This window comes from Microlunatus parietis, assembly GCF_013407955.1.
Lineage (GTDB): Bacteria > Actinomycetota > Actinomycetes > Propionibacteriales > Propionibacteriaceae > Microlunatus > Microlunatus parietis.
The window spans coordinates 5,557,225-5,572,285 of sequence record NZ_JACCBU010000001.1 but is presented as its reverse complement, the minus strand read 5'-3'; the positions used below and the strand labels follow the sequence as shown (position 1 = coordinate 5,572,285).

Here is a 15,061-nt window from a genome sequence, read left to right as displayed (position 1 = left end):
GGTGGGCGGTCCGCCTCCGGCAGTCTAGGGTCCCTTCTCGGCGGGCGCACACTCGGCCCGGCGCACCATGTCCACACCTGCGCCCTGGCATCACGCCGAGGTGCGCTCCGAGTAGGCTCAGGCCTGTTCATCGCCTGGAACGAGCAAGGGGAACCGAGTGACCAACACCACAGAGAAGACGGTGCTGCCGGAGGGCTGGACCGAGCTGGACGCGCGCGCGATCGACACCGTACGGGTGCTCGCCGCGGACGCCGTGCAGAAGGTCGGCAACGGACATCCCGGCACGGCGATGAGTCTGGCCCCGGCGGCGTACCTGCTGTTCCAGAAGGTGATGCGGCACAACCCGAACGATCCGACCTGGCTCGGCCGGGACCGGTTCGTGCTCAGCTGCGGGCACTCCAGTCTGACCCTCTATCTGCAGTTGTTCCTCGGCGGCTTCGGCCTCGAGCTGGACGACCTGAAGTCGTTGCGGACCTGGGGCTCGAAGACCCCGGGCCACCCCGAGCACGGCCACACCGCCGGCGTCGAGACCACCACCGGGCCGCTCGGCCAGGGCGTCGGCAACGCGGTCGGGATGGCGATGGCCGCCCGCCGCGAGCGCGGTCTGTACGACCCCGAGGCCGCCCCCGGTACGTCGCCGTTCGATCACCAGATCTACGTGCTCGCCTCGGACGGCGACATCGAGGAGGGCATCGCCAGCGAGGCCTCCTCGCTGGCCGCCACCCAGCGGCTGGGCAACCTGACCCTGATCTACGACAGCAACAAGATCTCGATCGAGGACGACACCAACATCGCCCTCTCCGAGGACACCGCGGCCCGGTACGAGGCGTACGGCTGGCACGTCCAGACGGTCGACTGGACCAACGGCGACACCAACTACGTCGAGGACGTCGCGGCGCTCGACGCGGCGCTGGCGGCGGCCCGTGAGGTGACCGACCGGCCCAGCTTCATCGAGCTGAAGACGATCATCGGCTGGCCCGCGCCGTCCGCGCAGGGCACCGGCGGTGCGCACGGCAGCGCGCTCGGCGAGGAGGAGGTCGCGGCGACCAAGGAGGTGCTCGGCTTCGATCCGGCCACGACCTTCGAGGTTGCCGACGACGTGCTGGCGCACGCCCGCAAGCTCGGCGAGCGCGGCGCCGCCGCCCAGGCCGAGTGGACCAAGGACTTCGAGGCCTGGGCCCAGGCGAACCCGGAGCGGAAGGCGCTGCTGGACCGGCTGAGCACCCGGTCGCTGCCGGACGATCTCGCGGCCGCGTTCCCGACCTTCGACGCCGACCCGAAGGGGCTGGCCACCCGGGCCGCGTCCGGCAAGGTGCTGAACGCGCTGGCCGACGTGCTGCCCGAGCTGTGGGGCGGTTCGGCCGACCTGGCCGGCTCCAACAACACGACGATGGACAACCAGCCGAGCTTCCTGCCCGACGACCGGCAGTCCAAGAAGTTCCCCGGCAACCCGTACGGCCGGACGCTGCACTTCGGCATCCGCGAGCACGCCATGGGTTCGATCATGAACGGCATCGTGCTGCACGGCGGGACCCGCCCCTACGGCGGCACGTTCCTGGTCTTCAGCGACTACATGCGGCCCGCGGTCCGGCTGGCGGCGCTGATGAAGCTGCCGGTGACGTACGTCTGGACGCACGACTCGATCGGCGTCGGCGAGGACGGCCCGACCCACCAGCCGATCGAGCAACTCGCGGCGCTGCGGGCGATCCCCGGCCTGGACGTGGTCCGGCCGGCGGACGCCAACGAGACCTCGGTGGCCTGGGCGACAATCCTGTCCAACACCGACCGCCCGGCCGGCCTGGCGCTGACCCGGCAGAACGTGCCGACGTTCCCGCGCGGCACGGACGGTTTCGCCGACGCCTCCGGGGTGGCGAAGGGCGGCTACGTGCTGCGCGACGCCGACGGCGACCCGGACGTGATCTTGATCGGGACCGGCTCGGAGGTGCAATTGGCGGTCGCCGCCCAAGATCAACTCAAGGCCAGCGGAATAGCGGCCCGAGTGGTCTCGTTGCCTTGTAAGGAATGGTTCGACGCCCAGGACGACGACTATCGCGACTCGGTGATTCCGCCGCAGGTGCGGGCCCGGGTCAGCGTCGAGGCCGGCGTACGGCAGGACTGGCGGGACCTGGTCGGCGACGCCGGCCGGATCGTCAGCATCGATCATTACGGCGCGAGCGCGTCGGCGGGCACGGTGTTCAAGGAATTCGGCTTCACTCCGGAGGCCGTCGTCGCGGCGGCCGAGGAGAGCCTGACGGCGGCCAAGGCGTTGTCCGGGCCCGCGCCGGCCCACACCGCCGCATCCGGCCCGATCGGCCCGGGGGACGACGCGGCGAACCCTGGTGCGGCGACCAACGATCGCTAACTATCCCGAGGAGCTACTTCCCATGACCGATCGACTGAAGGCACTGTCGGAGGCCGGCGTTTCGATCTGGCTCGACGATCTGTCCCGGGACCGGTTGAACACCGGAAACCTGGCCGAACTGATCAAGGACTCACACGTCGTCGGCGTCACCACCAACCCGACGATCTTTGCCACGGCGTTGAGCCAGGGCACCGCGTACGACGAGCAGATCGCCGAGCTCGCCGCCGTGGACACGACGCCGGCCGACGCGATCACCAAGATCACCACCGACGACGTCCGCAACGCCTGCGACGTGCTGACCGCCACCGCGGCGGCGACCGGCGGCGTCGACGGCCGGGTGTCGATCGAGGTCGATCCCGGGCTGGCCCACGACACCGAGGCCACCGTCGCGCAGGCCAAGGAACTTTGGGCCCTGGTGGACCGGCCGAACGCGTTCGTCAAGATCCCGGCCACCGAGGCCGGGCTGCCCGCGATCACCGCGGCGATCGCCGAGGGGATCAACGTCAACGTGACGCTGATCTTCGCGCTGGAGCGGTATCGCGCGGTGATCGACGCGTACCTGACCGGGCTGGAGCAGGCGGCCGCGGCCGGTCGTGATCTTGCTCAGATCCATTCCGTGGCGTCGTTCTTCGTGTCCCGGGTGGACACCGAGGTGGACAAGCGGCTGGACAAGATCGGCTCCGATCTGGCCACCGCGCTGCGCGGCAAGGCGGCGATCGCCAACGCGCGGCTCGCGTACGCGCTGTTCCAGGACGTCTTCGGCAGCGAGCGGTTCGCCACGCTGGAGGCGAAGGGGGCGCGGAAGCAGCGGCCGCTGTGGGCGTCCACCGGCACCAAGGATCCCGCCTACCCGGACACCCTCTACGTCACCGAACTGGTCGTCGCCGACACCGTGAACACGATGCCGGAGAAGACGATGCAGGCGTTCGCCGATCATGGCGAGGTGCGCGGCGACACCGTCACCGGAACCGCCGGCGATGCTCAGGCCGTGCTGGACGGGCTGGCCGAGCTCGGCGTCGAGTACGACGACGTGGTGGCCGTCCTGGAACGGGAGGGCGTCGAGAAGTTCGCCGCCTCCTGGACCGAACTGGTCGACACCGTGACCGCGGCCCTGGCCGCCGCCACGGCCGCCTCGAACTCGGGAAGCAACGCCTGATGATCACCGAGGAGCGTCCCAACCCGCTCCGGGATCCGCAGGATCGCCGGCTGCCCCGGATCGCCGGGCCGTGCGTACTGGTGATCTTCGGCGTCACCGGTGATCTCTCCACCAAGAAACTGATGCCCGCCGTGTACGACCTCGCGAACCGGGGGCTGCTGCCGCCGGGGTTCGCGCTGGTCGGCTTCGCCCGGCGCGAGTGGGAGCACCAGGACTTCGCCAAGATCGTGCACGACGCGGTCAAGGAACACGCCCGGACCCCGTTCCGCGAGGAGGTGTGGAAGCAGCTTTCGGAGGGCATCCGGTTCGTCCGCGGCGAACTGGGCGACGACGAGGCCTTCGACCGGCTGCGCCGGACCATCGCCGACCTCGACGAGGCGCGCGGCACCGGCGGCAACCACGCCTTCTACCTGTCCATCCCGCCCGGCCTGTTCCCGACCGTGGTCGGCCAGCTGCGCGAGCACGGCATGGCCGACCAGCTGCCCGGCCGGTGGAGCCGGGTCGTCATCGAGAAGCCGTTCGGCCATGATCTGGCGAGCGCCCGCGAGCTGAACCAGGTCGTGTCCAGCGTCTTCCCGTCGTCGTCGGTGTTCCGGATCGATCACTACCTGGGCAAGGAGACGGTGCAGAACCTGCTGGCGCTGCGCTTCGCCAACCAGCTGTTCGAGCCGGTCTGGAACAACAACTACGTCGATCATGTGCAGATCACCATGGCCGAGGACGTCGGCATCGGCGGCCGGGCCGGCTACTACGACGGCATCGGTGCCGCCCGGGACGTGATCCAGAACCACCTGCTGCAGCTGCTGGCGCTGACCGCGATGGAGGAGCCGACCTCGTTCGAGGCACGCCAGCTGCGGGCGGAGAAGCAGAAGGTGCTGGCGGCGGCCCGGCCACCGCGGGACCTGGCCAAGCACACCGCGCGCGGCATCTACGGCGGCGGCTGGGCCGGCGGCGAGAAGGTCAAGGGCTACCTCGAGGAGGACGGCATCCCGGCCGACTCGACCACCGAGACCTACGCCGCGATCCGGGTCGACATCGACAACCGCCGCTGGGCCGGGGTGCCGTTCTACCTGCGCACCGGCAAGCGGCTGGCCCGGCGGGTCACCGAGATCGCGCTCGGCTTCAAGCGGGCACCGCACCTGCCGTTCACCGAGACCGACACCGAGGAACTCGGCTACAACGCCCTGGTACTGCGGATCCAGCCGGACGAGGGCGTCACGCTCCGGTTCGGCGCCAAGGTGCCGGGCACCCAGATGGAGATCCGCGAGGTCAACATGGACTTCGCCTACGGCGGTTCGTTCACCGAGTCGTCCCCGGAGGCGTACGAGAGATTGATCTTGGACGTGCTGCTCGGCGATCCGCCGCTGTTCCCGCAGCACGAGGAGGTCGAGCTGTCCTGGCAGATCCTCGATCCGATCCTGGACTACTGGGCCGATCTGGGCACCCGTCCCGAGACGTACCGGCCGGGCGGCTGGGGACCCGAGGAGGCCAACCAGATGCTGGCCCGTGACGGGTTCTCCTGGCGCCGGCCGTGATCATGAACCGAGAGGACGCAGCATGATCATCAGTCTGTCCGACACCACGTCGGCGAAGATCTCCAGCGCCCTGCTGCGGGCCCGGCGCAACGCCGGCTCCCCCACCATGGGCATGGTGCTCACCTTGATCATCGTCACCGACGAAGATCATTACGAGGATGCCCTGGAGTCGGCCGTCGCGGCCGGCCGGGAGCATCCCTGCCGGATCCTGCTGGTGGTGTCCGGTAACGGCCGGCGGGCCGGGCTGGACGCCGAGGTACGCATCGGCGAGGGCACCACCGGCGAGGTGGTGATCATCCGGATGCGCGGCGAACTGGCCCGGCACCAGGCCTCCGTGGTCCGGCCGCTGCTGCTGCCGGACTCGCCGGTGGTGATCTGGTGGCCCGGCAAGTGCCCGAACAATCCGGCCCAGGACGAGCTCGCCCAGCTGGCCCGGCGGCGGATCACCGACTCGGCCACCGCGGCCCGGCCGCTGGCGGCGCTGCGGGAGCGGTCCGAGACCTACGAGGAGGGCGACACCGACCTGTGCTGGACCCGGCTGACGCCCTGGCGGGCCCTGCTGGCCGCCTCGCTGGACCAGTACCCGGCCCGGATCCGCAGCGCCGAGGTGGAGGCCGAGCGGTCCAACCCGTCCGCCGAGCTGCTCGCCGCCTGGCTGCGGTCCCGGCTCAAGGTGGAGGTCAAGCTGCGCCCCAGCGACGGGCCGGGCATCACCGCGGTCCGGATGACCACGGCGGCCGGTGACATCGCGATCACCCGGCCGGACGGCCGGCTGGCCTCCTATTCGGTGCCCGGCCAGCCGAACCGGCTGGTCGCGCTGAAGCGCCGCGAGGTGACCGAGTTGATCACCGAGGAACTGCGCCGGATGGACCACGACGACGTCTTCGCCGCCACTCTGAACGCGTACCGCCGGAACGGGCGCGGCTCGGCCAAGAAGACCGCCGCGAAGAAGACGTCCGGGCAGCGGACCGCCGCCGCACGTACTGTCGCAGTGAAGGGCGCGACGCAGAAGACGGCGGCGGCCCGCGGCAGTGCCCAGAAGACGGCGGCCGCGAAGAAGAGCACCCGGAAGGCCTCGCGATGAGCGACGGGAGCGTCCTGCTGCACGCGGACGCGGACGCCGTCGCCGAGGCCCTGGTGGCCCGCCTGCTGGCCCGGATCGTCGAGCTGCAGACGGCCGGCCGGGTGGCCCGGCTCTGCCTCACCGGCGGCCGGATCGCCACCCGCGCCTACCAGCGGCTGGCGGCGGAGGGCCGCAACTCCGCCGTGGACTGGGGCCGGGTCGAGCTGTGGTGGGGCGACGAGCGGTTCGTCCCGACGGACAGCGAGGACCGCAACGCCGAGCCGGCGATCGCGCAGCTCGCCCCGCTCGGCATCCCCGCCGAGCAGATCCACCCGATGCCCGCGACCGACGGCGGCACCGGGCTGGACGACGCGGCGGAGGCGTACGACGAGGAACTCGGGGGCACGCAGTTCGACGTCTGCCTGCTCGGCCTCGGCCCGGACGGCCACGTCGCGTCGCTGTTCCCGGAGCATCCGTCCTCGTACGAGCCCGGCCGGGTGATCGCCGTCCGCTCCTCCCCCAAGCCGCCGCCGGAGCGGATCAGCCTGACCCTCGAGGTGATCAACAACGCGGCCGAGGTCTGGTTCCTGGTCAGCGGCGCCGACAAGGCCAAGGCCGTCGCGCTGGCCCTGCTCCGCACCGGTCCGGTCCAGGTCCCGGGCGCCGGGACCCGCGGCCGCGACCGTACCTTGTGGCTGCTGGACCGCGAAGCCGCCGCCGAACTCCCCGCCGACCTCACCCAACGCGGCCTCCTCTAACGCCGACCAGTCACAAAAGCAGCGGTTTTGACGGCGTGTCGCTGCAGTTTGTGACCGGTCGATCCGGAGGGTGTACGAAACGTCGGCGCCGCTCTCTAGGTTGGCCCCATGTCTCAGCCCAGCCACCATCACGACTCGGTGTTCCGCCGCGTCCTCGGCGAACCGGCGAACGCGGCCTCTCAACTCCGCTCGGTGTTCCCCGCCGACCTGGTCGCACGGCTCGACCTTGATCAACTGACCCGGGTCCCCGCGAGCTTCGTCGACACCGACCTCAGCTGGCGACACTCCGACCTGCTCTTCTCAGCCCCACTGGACGGCAGCCAAGCCTTCATCTACATCCTGGTCGAACACCAGAGCAGAACCCCGGGGTCCCCGCGGCGTTGTTCGGGGGAGCGCAGCGGAGGAGAAGAACGTCGTGGGGTGGTCTCGACCCGACCATGCCGTTCCGCATGCTCCAGTACGTCGTACGGATCTGGGACCGCTATGTCAAGGACAACCACGGAGCCACCCGCCTGCCGCCCGTCCTCCCCCTGGTCGTCCACCACAACCGTCGCCCGTGGACCGGCCCGAGCGACATCGCCGAAATGCTCGACATCGACGCCGACGCCTGGGACGTGGCAGCCGCCTACCAACCCCGGTTCCGCTTCCTGCTCGACGACCTGACCCGCCTCGACCTCCAGGACCTACGCAGCCGACCACTCACCCCGTCCGCCCGGATCGCGCTGCTCCTCCTCAAGATCGCCGCCGGCAACACCGAACTCGCCGACCAACTGCGGCCCTGGGCCGACGACCTCAGGGCGGTCCTGGAGACCAGCGGTGGGCTCGAGGACTTCCGGGCCCTGGTGACGTACATTGAGTTGGTGGGCGAGTCGCGCCCCCGACGAACTACGCGAACTGTTCAACCAGCTCGGACCGACCGCAGAGGAGGCCTACATGACCACCGCCGAGATGCTCCGCGCCGAAGGCCGAGCGGAAGGGAAAGCCGACGCTTTGGTAGAGCAGCTCGAGCACAAGTTCGGCCCACTCTCTCGGACGGCCCTCGACACCATCCACGCCGCCTCCACAGACCAGCTCCGGACCTGGAGCTTGCGTGTGCTCGACGCGACGACGCTCGACGAAGTCCTCCGTTGACCGCGCGACGGGCTGCGGTGACCCGCCTGACCACGGCCGAGATGCTCCGCGCCGAAGGCCGAGCGGAAGGGCTGGCCGACGCATTGGTACGGCAACTCGAGCACAGGTTCGGCCCACTCTCTCGGACGGCCCTTGACACCATCCACGTCGCACCCGCAGACCAGCTCCAGACATGGAGCTTGCGTGTCCTCGACGCGACGTCGCTCGACGATGTCCTCCGCTGAGCGTCGACCGATTGCGACGGAGTTGATCAAGTTGAATCAGGCCATGATCATGAAAATCCCGCAAGCAGTGCCGCCTCGCCGCGATCCGCACCGCGGCGAGGCACCTCAGAAGTTGATCAGTAGATGACCTCGCCGCGAGCGCGGCGGTCCCGCAGGGCTTGCAGGGCCTCGCTCAGGATGTCATCCGCCTCCGAGTCGGTGCGGCGCTCCTTCACGTAGGCAAGATGCGTCTTGTACGGCTCGATCCGCGGCGGGGGCGGCGGATTGTCCGAGTCCAGGTTGGCCGGCAGGCCGCAGCGCGGGCAGTCCCAGGTCTCCGGGATCTGCGCCTCGGCCGCGAAGGCGGGCCTGGTCTCGTGCGCGTTCGCGCAGAAGTATGAAACGTAGAGCCGCGGAGCCGTTTCGCCACGCTCCGCCTCGCCCATCGGGCCGGAGCCGACACGGCTGCCCTTGATGGCGCTCCCACTAGCCACGGTAGAAATCTCCCTCAGAAATCGAGCACAGGAAAGCGATGATCAAGCCGAAACGGAGCGGCAGCGGAGATGGTCCGCGCTCAACTCTGCAGCTTGTAGAGCAGACCCAAGGCCACGATGCTGGCCAGCCAGACCGCTGCGACGATGATCGTCAGTCGGTCCAGATTGCGCTCCGCCACGGACGTTCCGCCCATGGACGTCGACATGCCCCCGCCGAACAGGTCGGACAGACCGCCGCCTCTCCCCTTATGCATGAGGATGAACAAGGCCAGGATCACACTGGTGACCACGAGAACGATGGAGAAGACCAACACAGGCACGGTCATCATCGGAACGGGCGCAACAATCACCGGGGTACTCTAACTCAAGGCTTACCGAAATCTCACCCCCGACCGGGGGCGGGATTGGTCAGATCACTGGCAAGGCGTAGAAGCGTGAAATCGCGGCGAATTCTTCGACAACGAGGCTCGCTCCGCCGACCAGACAGCCGTCGACGTCGGGCTGCGCCATGATCGCCGCCACATTGTTCGCCTTCACCGAGCCGCCGTAGAGCACCCGCACCTGGTCCGCCACCTCGGGACCGTGCAGTTCGCCGATCCGGGACCGGATCGCGGCGCACACCTCCTGGGCGTCCTGCGGCGTGGCCACCTCGCCGGTCCCGATCGCCCAGACCGGCTCGTAGGCGATGACCAGCCCGGCCACCTGCTCCGCGGACAGCCCGTCCAGGGCGCCGTCCAGCTGGGTCAGCGTGTAGGGCACGTGCTCGCCGGCCTGGCGGATCTCGAGCCCCTCGCCGATGCAGATGATCGGGGTGATCCCGGCGCCGAGGGCCGCCTTGGCCTTCCGGTTGACCAGCGCGTCGTCCTCGCCGTGGAACTGCCGGCGCTCGGAGTGCCCGACGGTCACGTAGGAGCAGTTGAGCTTGGCCAGCATGGCGGCGGAGATGTCGCCCGTGTACGCCCCGCCGGCGTGCTCGGACACGTCCTGGGCGCCGAAGCCGAGCTTCAGCTTGTCGCCCTCGACCAGCGTCTGGACGGTGCGCAGATCGGTGAACGGGGGCAGCACGACGACCTCGGACTTGTCCGGGTCGTGCTTCTTGTCCTCCAGCGTCCAGGCCAGCTTCTGGACCAGGCCGACCGCCTCGACGTGGTTCAGGTTCATCTTCCAGTTGCCGGCCAGCAACGGCTTGCGTGCCACGAGGTTCACTTCTCCTGATCGAGTACGGACAGGCCGGGCAAGGTCTTGCCCTCCAGATATTCCAGCGACGCCCCGCCACCGGTGGAGATGTGCGAGAAGTCGCCGTCGCCGAACCCAAGATCACGTACGGCAGCGGCCGAGTCGCCGCCGCCGACGACGGACAGCCCGTCCACCTCGGACAGCGCCTGCGCGACCGCCTTGGTGCCGGCGGCGAAGTTCTCCCACTCCGCCACGCCCATCGGGCCGTTCCAGAACACGGTCTTGGCTTCCTTGATCAACTCCGCGAAGGCCCGGCCGGACTCGGGGCCGATGTCCAGCCCGAGTTGATCACCGGGGATCGCGTCGGCGGCGACCACGGTGGGCGGCGCGTCCTGCTTGAACTCCGGCGCGACGACGATGTCGGTCGGCAGCACGATCCGCTTGCCGGCCTGCTGCGCCTGCTCCAGGTAGCCCTTCACCTTCTCGAGTTGATCTTCCTCGAGCAGGCTCTGGCCGACCTCGAGGCCCTGCGCGGCGAGGAAGGTGAACACCATCCCGCCGCCGATCGCCAGCGTGTCGGCGGTCTTGATCAAGTTGTCGATCACGGCCAGCTTGTCGGAGACCTTGGCACCGCCGAGCACGACCACGTACGGGCGGGCCGGCTCCTCGGTCAGCCGGCGCAGCACCTCGACCTCGGCGAACACCAGGGTGCCGGCGGCCGCGGGCAGCCGGGACGCGAGGTCGTAGACGGAGGCCTGCTTGCGATGCACCACCCCGAAGCCGTCGGAGACGAACACGTCGCCCAGCGCGGCGTACTTGTCGGCCAGTTCGCCGCGGACGGCATCGTCCTTGGACTCCTCGCCCGGCTCGAAGCGGACGTTCTCCAGCATCGCCACCGCGCCGTCGGCGAGCTCGGAGGTGATCTTGGTCGCGGACGGGCCGACGACGTCCTCGGCGAGCTGGACCTCGGTGCCGAGCAACTCGCCCAGCCGCTTCGCCGCCGGTGCCAGCGAGAACTCCGGCTTGACCTGGCCCTTGGGCCGGCCCAGGTGCGCCAGCACGATCACCTTGGCGCCGGCCTCGCGCAGCTTGGTCAGCGTCGGCAGCGAGGCCCGGATCCGCCCGTCGTCGGTGATCTGATCACCGTCCAGCGGCACGTTCAGGTCGCACCGGACCAGCACCCGCTTCCCGCGCAGGTCCCCAAGATCATCAACGCTCTTCACAAGAATCCTTTCCCTCCGCCGGGACGCCAGCAGCGCGGACGTTCTCGCGGCGTTTCGCAGCGGTCGTGACGGCTCGATCGCGCTTCGGCCGGGGTCGGCGGCGCGGTTCAGGGATCACCGTAGCGGCACGACCTCGGTCGACGACGGCGACCCGGGCGGACGGCCGGTGCCCCTCAGCACGAGGGCACCGGCAGTCCACGAAGAGTTCGCCGAGACGTCGACTCTGGCCGACGGAGGGACGTCTCGGCGGATCGGTCAGAGGCTCTTGCCGACGATGCCGACCAGGTCGACCAGACGGTTGGAGTAGCCCCACTCGTTGTCGTACCAGCCGACGACCTTGACCTGGTTGCCGATCACCTTGGTCAGGCCGGCGTCGAAGATGCAGGAGGCCGGGTCGGTGACGATGTCGCTGGAGACGATCTCGTCCTCGGTGTAGCGCAGGTAGCCCTTCATGGAGCCCTCCGCGGCCGCCTTCACCGCCGCGTTGACCTCCTCCACGGTGGTCTCCCGGCCGGCCTCGAACGTGAGGTCGGTGGCCGAGCCGGTCGGCACCGGGACGCGCAGCGCGTAGCCGTCCAGCTTGCCCTTCAGCTCCGGCAGCACCAGGCCGATCGCCTTGGCGGCGCCGGTCGAGGTGGGCACCACGTTGAGCGCGGCGGCGCGGGCGCGGCGCAGGTCCTTGTGCGGCCCGTCCTGCAGGTTCTGATCCTGCGTGTACGCGTGGATCGTCGTCATCAGGCCCTTGACGATGCCGAACTCGTCGTTCAGCACCTTGGCCATCGGCGCCAGGCAGTTCGTGGTGCAGGACGCGTTGGAGATGATGGTGTGCTTGGCCGGGTCGTAGGCGTCGTCGTTCACGCCGAGCACCAGGGTCAGGTCCTCGTTCTTCGCCGGGGCGGAGATGATCACCTTCTTGGCGCCGCCGTCGATGTGCGCCTTCGCCTTGGTGGCATCGGTGAAGATGCCGGTGGACTCGACCACCACGTCGGCGCCGAGGTCGCCCCACGGCAGCGCGGCCGGGTCCTTCTCCTCGAACACCTTGAACGCCTTGCCATCGACCGAGATGTCGGTGTCGGTCGCGACGACGTCGCCGGGCAGCCGGCCCAGGATCGAGTCGTACTTCAGCAGGTGCGCGAGACTCGCGTTGTCGGTGAGATCGTTGACGGCCACAATCTCGAGGTCGGCGCCGGCGGCCAGCGCCGCGCGGAAGAAGTTGCGGCCGATCCGGCCGAAGCCGTTGATGCCAACACGTACCGTCATGCTTGATTCCACTCCTCGTACAAGATGAGCTCTGTCGGGTGATTCCCCCGCCACGGCCACACTAACGAACCGCCGCCGAGCGATTGCGGACCGGAACTGGCTGTGGTACGTGCATTAGACCACCACCCCGCTGGTCTGTCATCGGCGGCGTGGTCGGACGAGGGAGCGCGTCGAGTCTTCCGCGAGCGGCCCGGCACCGCAACCCGAGGCTCGGCCGGACCGAGCCGGCAGCACGGAATTCCGCAATACGCGCGAATTCTCGAATACATTCCAACGAAGATTCGGCGCCCGGAGTTCCGCCGCAAGCCTGTGCATGCGGCGCCTGGAATTCACAGCGTCCGCGATTACTCTGCACAGAGTGCTCCGGTCTGCCCGGCGCGTCGTACGCGTCCTCACCTCGGCTGTTCTCTTCGTCGCCGTCAGTGCCCTCGCCGGGCTGCTGGTGGCCGCCCTGGTAGCGCCGTTCGCGGGCGGGCTCGGGCTCGGTGCGCGGGCCGCGTCGGACCAGCTGGGCAACCTGCCGGCCGACTTCGAGGTGCCGGCCCAGTCGGAGCGCTCGACGATCCTCGACGTGAACGGCGACGTGCTGGCCTACTTCTACGCCGAGAACCGGGTTTACAAACCTCTGCAGGAGATCGCGCCGGTGATGCCGCGGGCTCTGCTGGCGATCGAAGATCATCGGTACTACGAGCACGGCCCGCTGGACCCGATCGGGACCCTGCGCGCCTTCCTCACCAACCAGGTGTCCGGCGGGGTCACCCAGGGCGGCTCCAGCATCACCCAGCAGTACGTGAAGATGGTGCTGATCGACGAGGCGAAACGGCGCGGTGACGAGGCTGCCGTACGCGCCGCGCAGGAGAGCACGTACGAACGAAAAATCCAGGAATTACGTTATGCCATCGCCCTGGAACAGGAATGGTCCAAGGACGAGATCCTGGAACGCTATTTGAATATCGCCTATTTCGGCGACGGCGCCTACGGGGTCGAAGCCGCCGCGAAGCACTATTTCAACACCACGGCCGCAAAGCTCACCCTGGCCCAGGCCGCGATGCTGGCCGGTCTGGTGCAGAACCCGACCCAGATCAACCCGGTCGTCAACGAGGGCGCGGCGCTGGAACGGCGCGACGTGGTGCTGAACCGGATGGCCGAGTTGGGCATGGTCGGCCCGGCCGACGTGGCCGCGGCGAAGAAGACCGGCTTCGACGAGGACCTGGTCCGGGGCACCCGGAACGGCTGCGTCGGCACCGACTACCCGTTCCTCTGCGACTACGTGTACGACGCGCTGATGCAGACGCCGAGCCTCGGTGCGACGGCCGACGACCGGGAGAACGCGATCAAGCGCGGCGGCCTGACCGTCCGGACGGCGATCGACCCGGAGACCCAGGACATCGCCCAGCAGGCGGTCAGCGACGTGGTCGGCCCGACCGACCCGGTGATCGCCACGATGAACATGATCCAGCCGGGCACCGGCCTGATCGTCGCCATGGCGCAGAGCCGGCCGGTGATGGGCGACGACGCCGAGGCGGGCGAGACCTACTGGAACTACGCGATCGGCGAGCAGGGCGGTTTCCAGGCCGGCTCGACGTTCAAGGCGATCACCTCGGCGGCCGCGCTGGAGAAGGGCATCCCGCTCAGCAAGCGGTACGACGCGCGGGGAACGATGGACTTCTCCGGCGAGACGTTCGACACCTGCGACGGACGGAGCCGGGTCTACGGCGACTGGGAGGTGTCCAACTCCACCGGCACCAACGGCGAGATGGACATGTACCGTGCCGCGCAGCGCTCGGTGAACACCTACTACGTGCAGCTGGAGCTGGACACCGGCATGTGCCGGGTGATCGAGATGGCCGAGAAGCTCGGCATCGTCAGCACCACCGCCGACCGGCCGCTGTCGTACTACCAGGACAAGCCGTCGTTCACCCTCGGCACGGTGGAGATCAGCCCGCTGTCGCTGGCGGAGGCGTACGCGACGTTCGCCTCCGGCGGGATCCACTGCGACCCGATCGTGCTCGAGTCGATCACCCGGCCGGACGGCAGCGCGCTGGCCGTACCGAGCGGCAACTGCCGGCGGGTGCTCGAGGAGGACGTCGCGAACGCGATGAACGATCTGCTGGCCAGCGTGATGACCGACGGCACCGGGCAGCGGGTGGCCACCGACGACGGCCGGCCGCAGGCCGGTAAGACCGGCACCACCAGCGGCAACCAGGCCGTCTCGTTCGCCGGGTACACGCCCGAGATCTCGGGCGCGGCGATGATCTCGGTCGACGTCACCCGGGAACCGTTCCGGCGCGGCGGCGACGACTTCCGGTCCAGCGGCGTCAAGGGCTACCGGGTGCCGTCGACGGGCTTCGTCCTGGAGGGCTCCGGCAGCGGCGACGCCGGGCAGGAGATCTGGAAGCCGGCGATGGAGGAGTACCTCGAGGGGAAGCCGGAGACCCGCTTCGAGGCGCCGCCGCGGGAACTGACCGACGGGCGACTGGTCGACCTGCCGGCCCTGTTCGGGCTGAGTCCGGAGGCCGCGACGAAACGGCTCGAAGAGGCCGGCTTCACGGTGCGGCGGACGACCGAACCGAGCCGTACGGTGCCGGCCGGGCAGTTCATCCGGTTCACGCCGGATCGCGGACGGGTGCCCGAGTTCAGCACGATTCGGGCCGTCTATTCCTCCGGTCCGGAGCCGAGCCCGCCCCGCTGACTCCGGGA

13 protein-coding genes and 2 pseudogenes are annotated in these 15,061 nt (G+C 69.4%); 10 read left to right on the top strand and 5 right to left on the bottom strand.

The window, feature by feature from the left end; all coding sequences use genetic code 11:
• The first annotated feature begins 157 nt into the window (after nt 1–157).
• The 9 genes and pseudogenes from tkt to BKA15_RS37390 all read left to right on the top strand — a co-directional run bounded on the left by tkt (nt 158) and on the right by BKA15_RS37390 (nt 8,229).
• Nucleotides 158–2,362, top strand: a complete 2,205-nt coding sequence (tkt, locus tag BKA15_RS26845) for a transketolase (RefSeq protein ID WP_179756152.1) — start codon at nt 158–160, stop codon at nt 2,360–2,362.
• 22 nt (nt 2,363–2,384) lie between these two features.
• Nucleotides 2,385–3,518, top strand: coding sequence for a transaldolase (tal, locus tag BKA15_RS26840; RefSeq protein WP_179756149.1), 1,134 nt, complete (start codon nt 2,385–2,387; stop codon nt 3,516–3,518).
• The gene (zwf, locus tag BKA15_RS26835) at nt 3,518–5,053 is read left to right on the top strand and encodes a glucose-6-phosphate dehydrogenase (protein ID WP_179756147.1); all 1,536 of its coding nucleotides are present in this window, start codon (nt 3,518–3,520) and stop codon (nt 5,051–5,053) included. Before tal ends, zwf begins: the two co-directional genes overlap by 1 nt.
• Nucleotides 5,054–5,075: 22 nt before the next feature.
• A complete protein-coding gene (locus BKA15_RS26830; protein WP_179756145.1) occupies nt 5,076–6,137 on the top strand; it encodes a glucose-6-phosphate dehydrogenase assembly protein OpcA in 1,062 nt (353 codons plus the stop codon).
• Nucleotides 6,134–6,874 (top strand): 6-phosphogluconolactonase, encoded by a 741-nt coding sequence (pgl, locus tag BKA15_RS26825; protein WP_179756143.1) that lies wholly within the window; start codon nt 6,134–6,136, stop codon nt 6,872–6,874. The genes BKA15_RS26830 and pgl overlap by 4 nt, the downstream gene beginning before the upstream one ends.
• A 108-nt stretch (nt 6,875–6,982) precedes the next feature.
• Nucleotides 6,983–7,222: pseudogene (locus BKA15_RS37400) on the top strand (Rpn family recombination-promoting nuclease/putative transposase); the annotation flags it as partial.
• A gap of 89 nt (nt 7,223–7,311) precedes the next feature.
• Nucleotides 7,312–7,674, top strand: a pseudogene (locus BKA15_RS37395) (Rpn family recombination-promoting nuclease/putative transposase); the annotation flags it as partial.
• Between the two features lie 133 nt (nt 7,675–7,807).
• A complete protein-coding gene (locus BKA15_RS26815; protein WP_179756139.1) occupies nt 7,808–8,005 on the top strand; it encodes a DUF4351 domain-containing protein in 198 nt (65 codons plus the stop codon).
• Between the two features lie 41 nt (nt 8,006–8,046).
• Entirely contained in the window at nt 8,047–8,229 is a 183-nt protein-coding gene (locus BKA15_RS37390) for a DUF4351 domain-containing protein (RefSeq protein ID WP_179758729.1), read from the top strand.
• A gap of 116 nt (nt 8,230–8,345) precedes the next feature.
• Here BKA15_RS37390 and BKA15_RS26805 read toward each other — a convergent pair whose 3' ends face one another.
• The 5 genes from BKA15_RS26805 to gap form a co-directional block, all read right to left on the bottom strand.
• Nucleotides 8,346–8,702: an RNA polymerase-binding protein RbpA gene (locus BKA15_RS26805; RefSeq protein ID WP_179756137.1), complete on the bottom strand. Its 357-nt coding sequence runs from the start codon at nt 8,700–8,702 to the stop codon at nt 8,346–8,348.
• Between the two features lie 80 nt (nt 8,703–8,782).
• Nucleotides 8,783–9,028, bottom strand: coding sequence for a preprotein translocase subunit SecG (secG, locus tag BKA15_RS26800; protein WP_179758728.1), 246 nt, complete (start codon nt 9,026–9,028; stop codon nt 8,783–8,785).
• Between the two features lie 82 nt (nt 9,029–9,110).
• Complete coding sequence (tpiA, locus tag BKA15_RS26795; RefSeq protein WP_179756135.1) at nt 9,111–9,899, bottom strand: triose-phosphate isomerase; 789 nt, start codon at nt 9,897–9,899, stop codon at nt 9,111–9,113.
• Between the two features lie 5 nt (nt 9,900–9,904).
• Complete coding sequence (locus BKA15_RS26790) at nt 9,905–11,101, bottom strand: phosphoglycerate kinase (protein ID WP_179756133.1); 1,197 nt, start codon at nt 11,099–11,101, stop codon at nt 9,905–9,907.
• Between the two features lie 255 nt (nt 11,102–11,356).
• Nucleotides 11,357–12,361, bottom strand: a complete 1,005-nt coding sequence (gene gap / locus BKA15_RS26785) for a type I glyceraldehyde-3-phosphate dehydrogenase (protein ID WP_179756131.1) — start codon at nt 12,359–12,361, stop codon at nt 11,357–11,359.
• Nucleotides 12,362–12,719: 358 nt separating this feature from the next.
• Here gap and BKA15_RS26780 point away from each other — a divergent pair, with 358 nt between their 5' ends.
• The gene (locus BKA15_RS26780) at nt 12,720–15,053 is read left to right on the top strand and encodes a transglycosylase domain-containing protein (RefSeq protein ID WP_312879372.1); all 2,334 of its coding nucleotides are present in this window, start codon (nt 12,720–12,722) and stop codon (nt 15,051–15,053) included.
• The last annotated feature ends 8 nt before the right edge of the window (nt 15,054–15,061 follow it).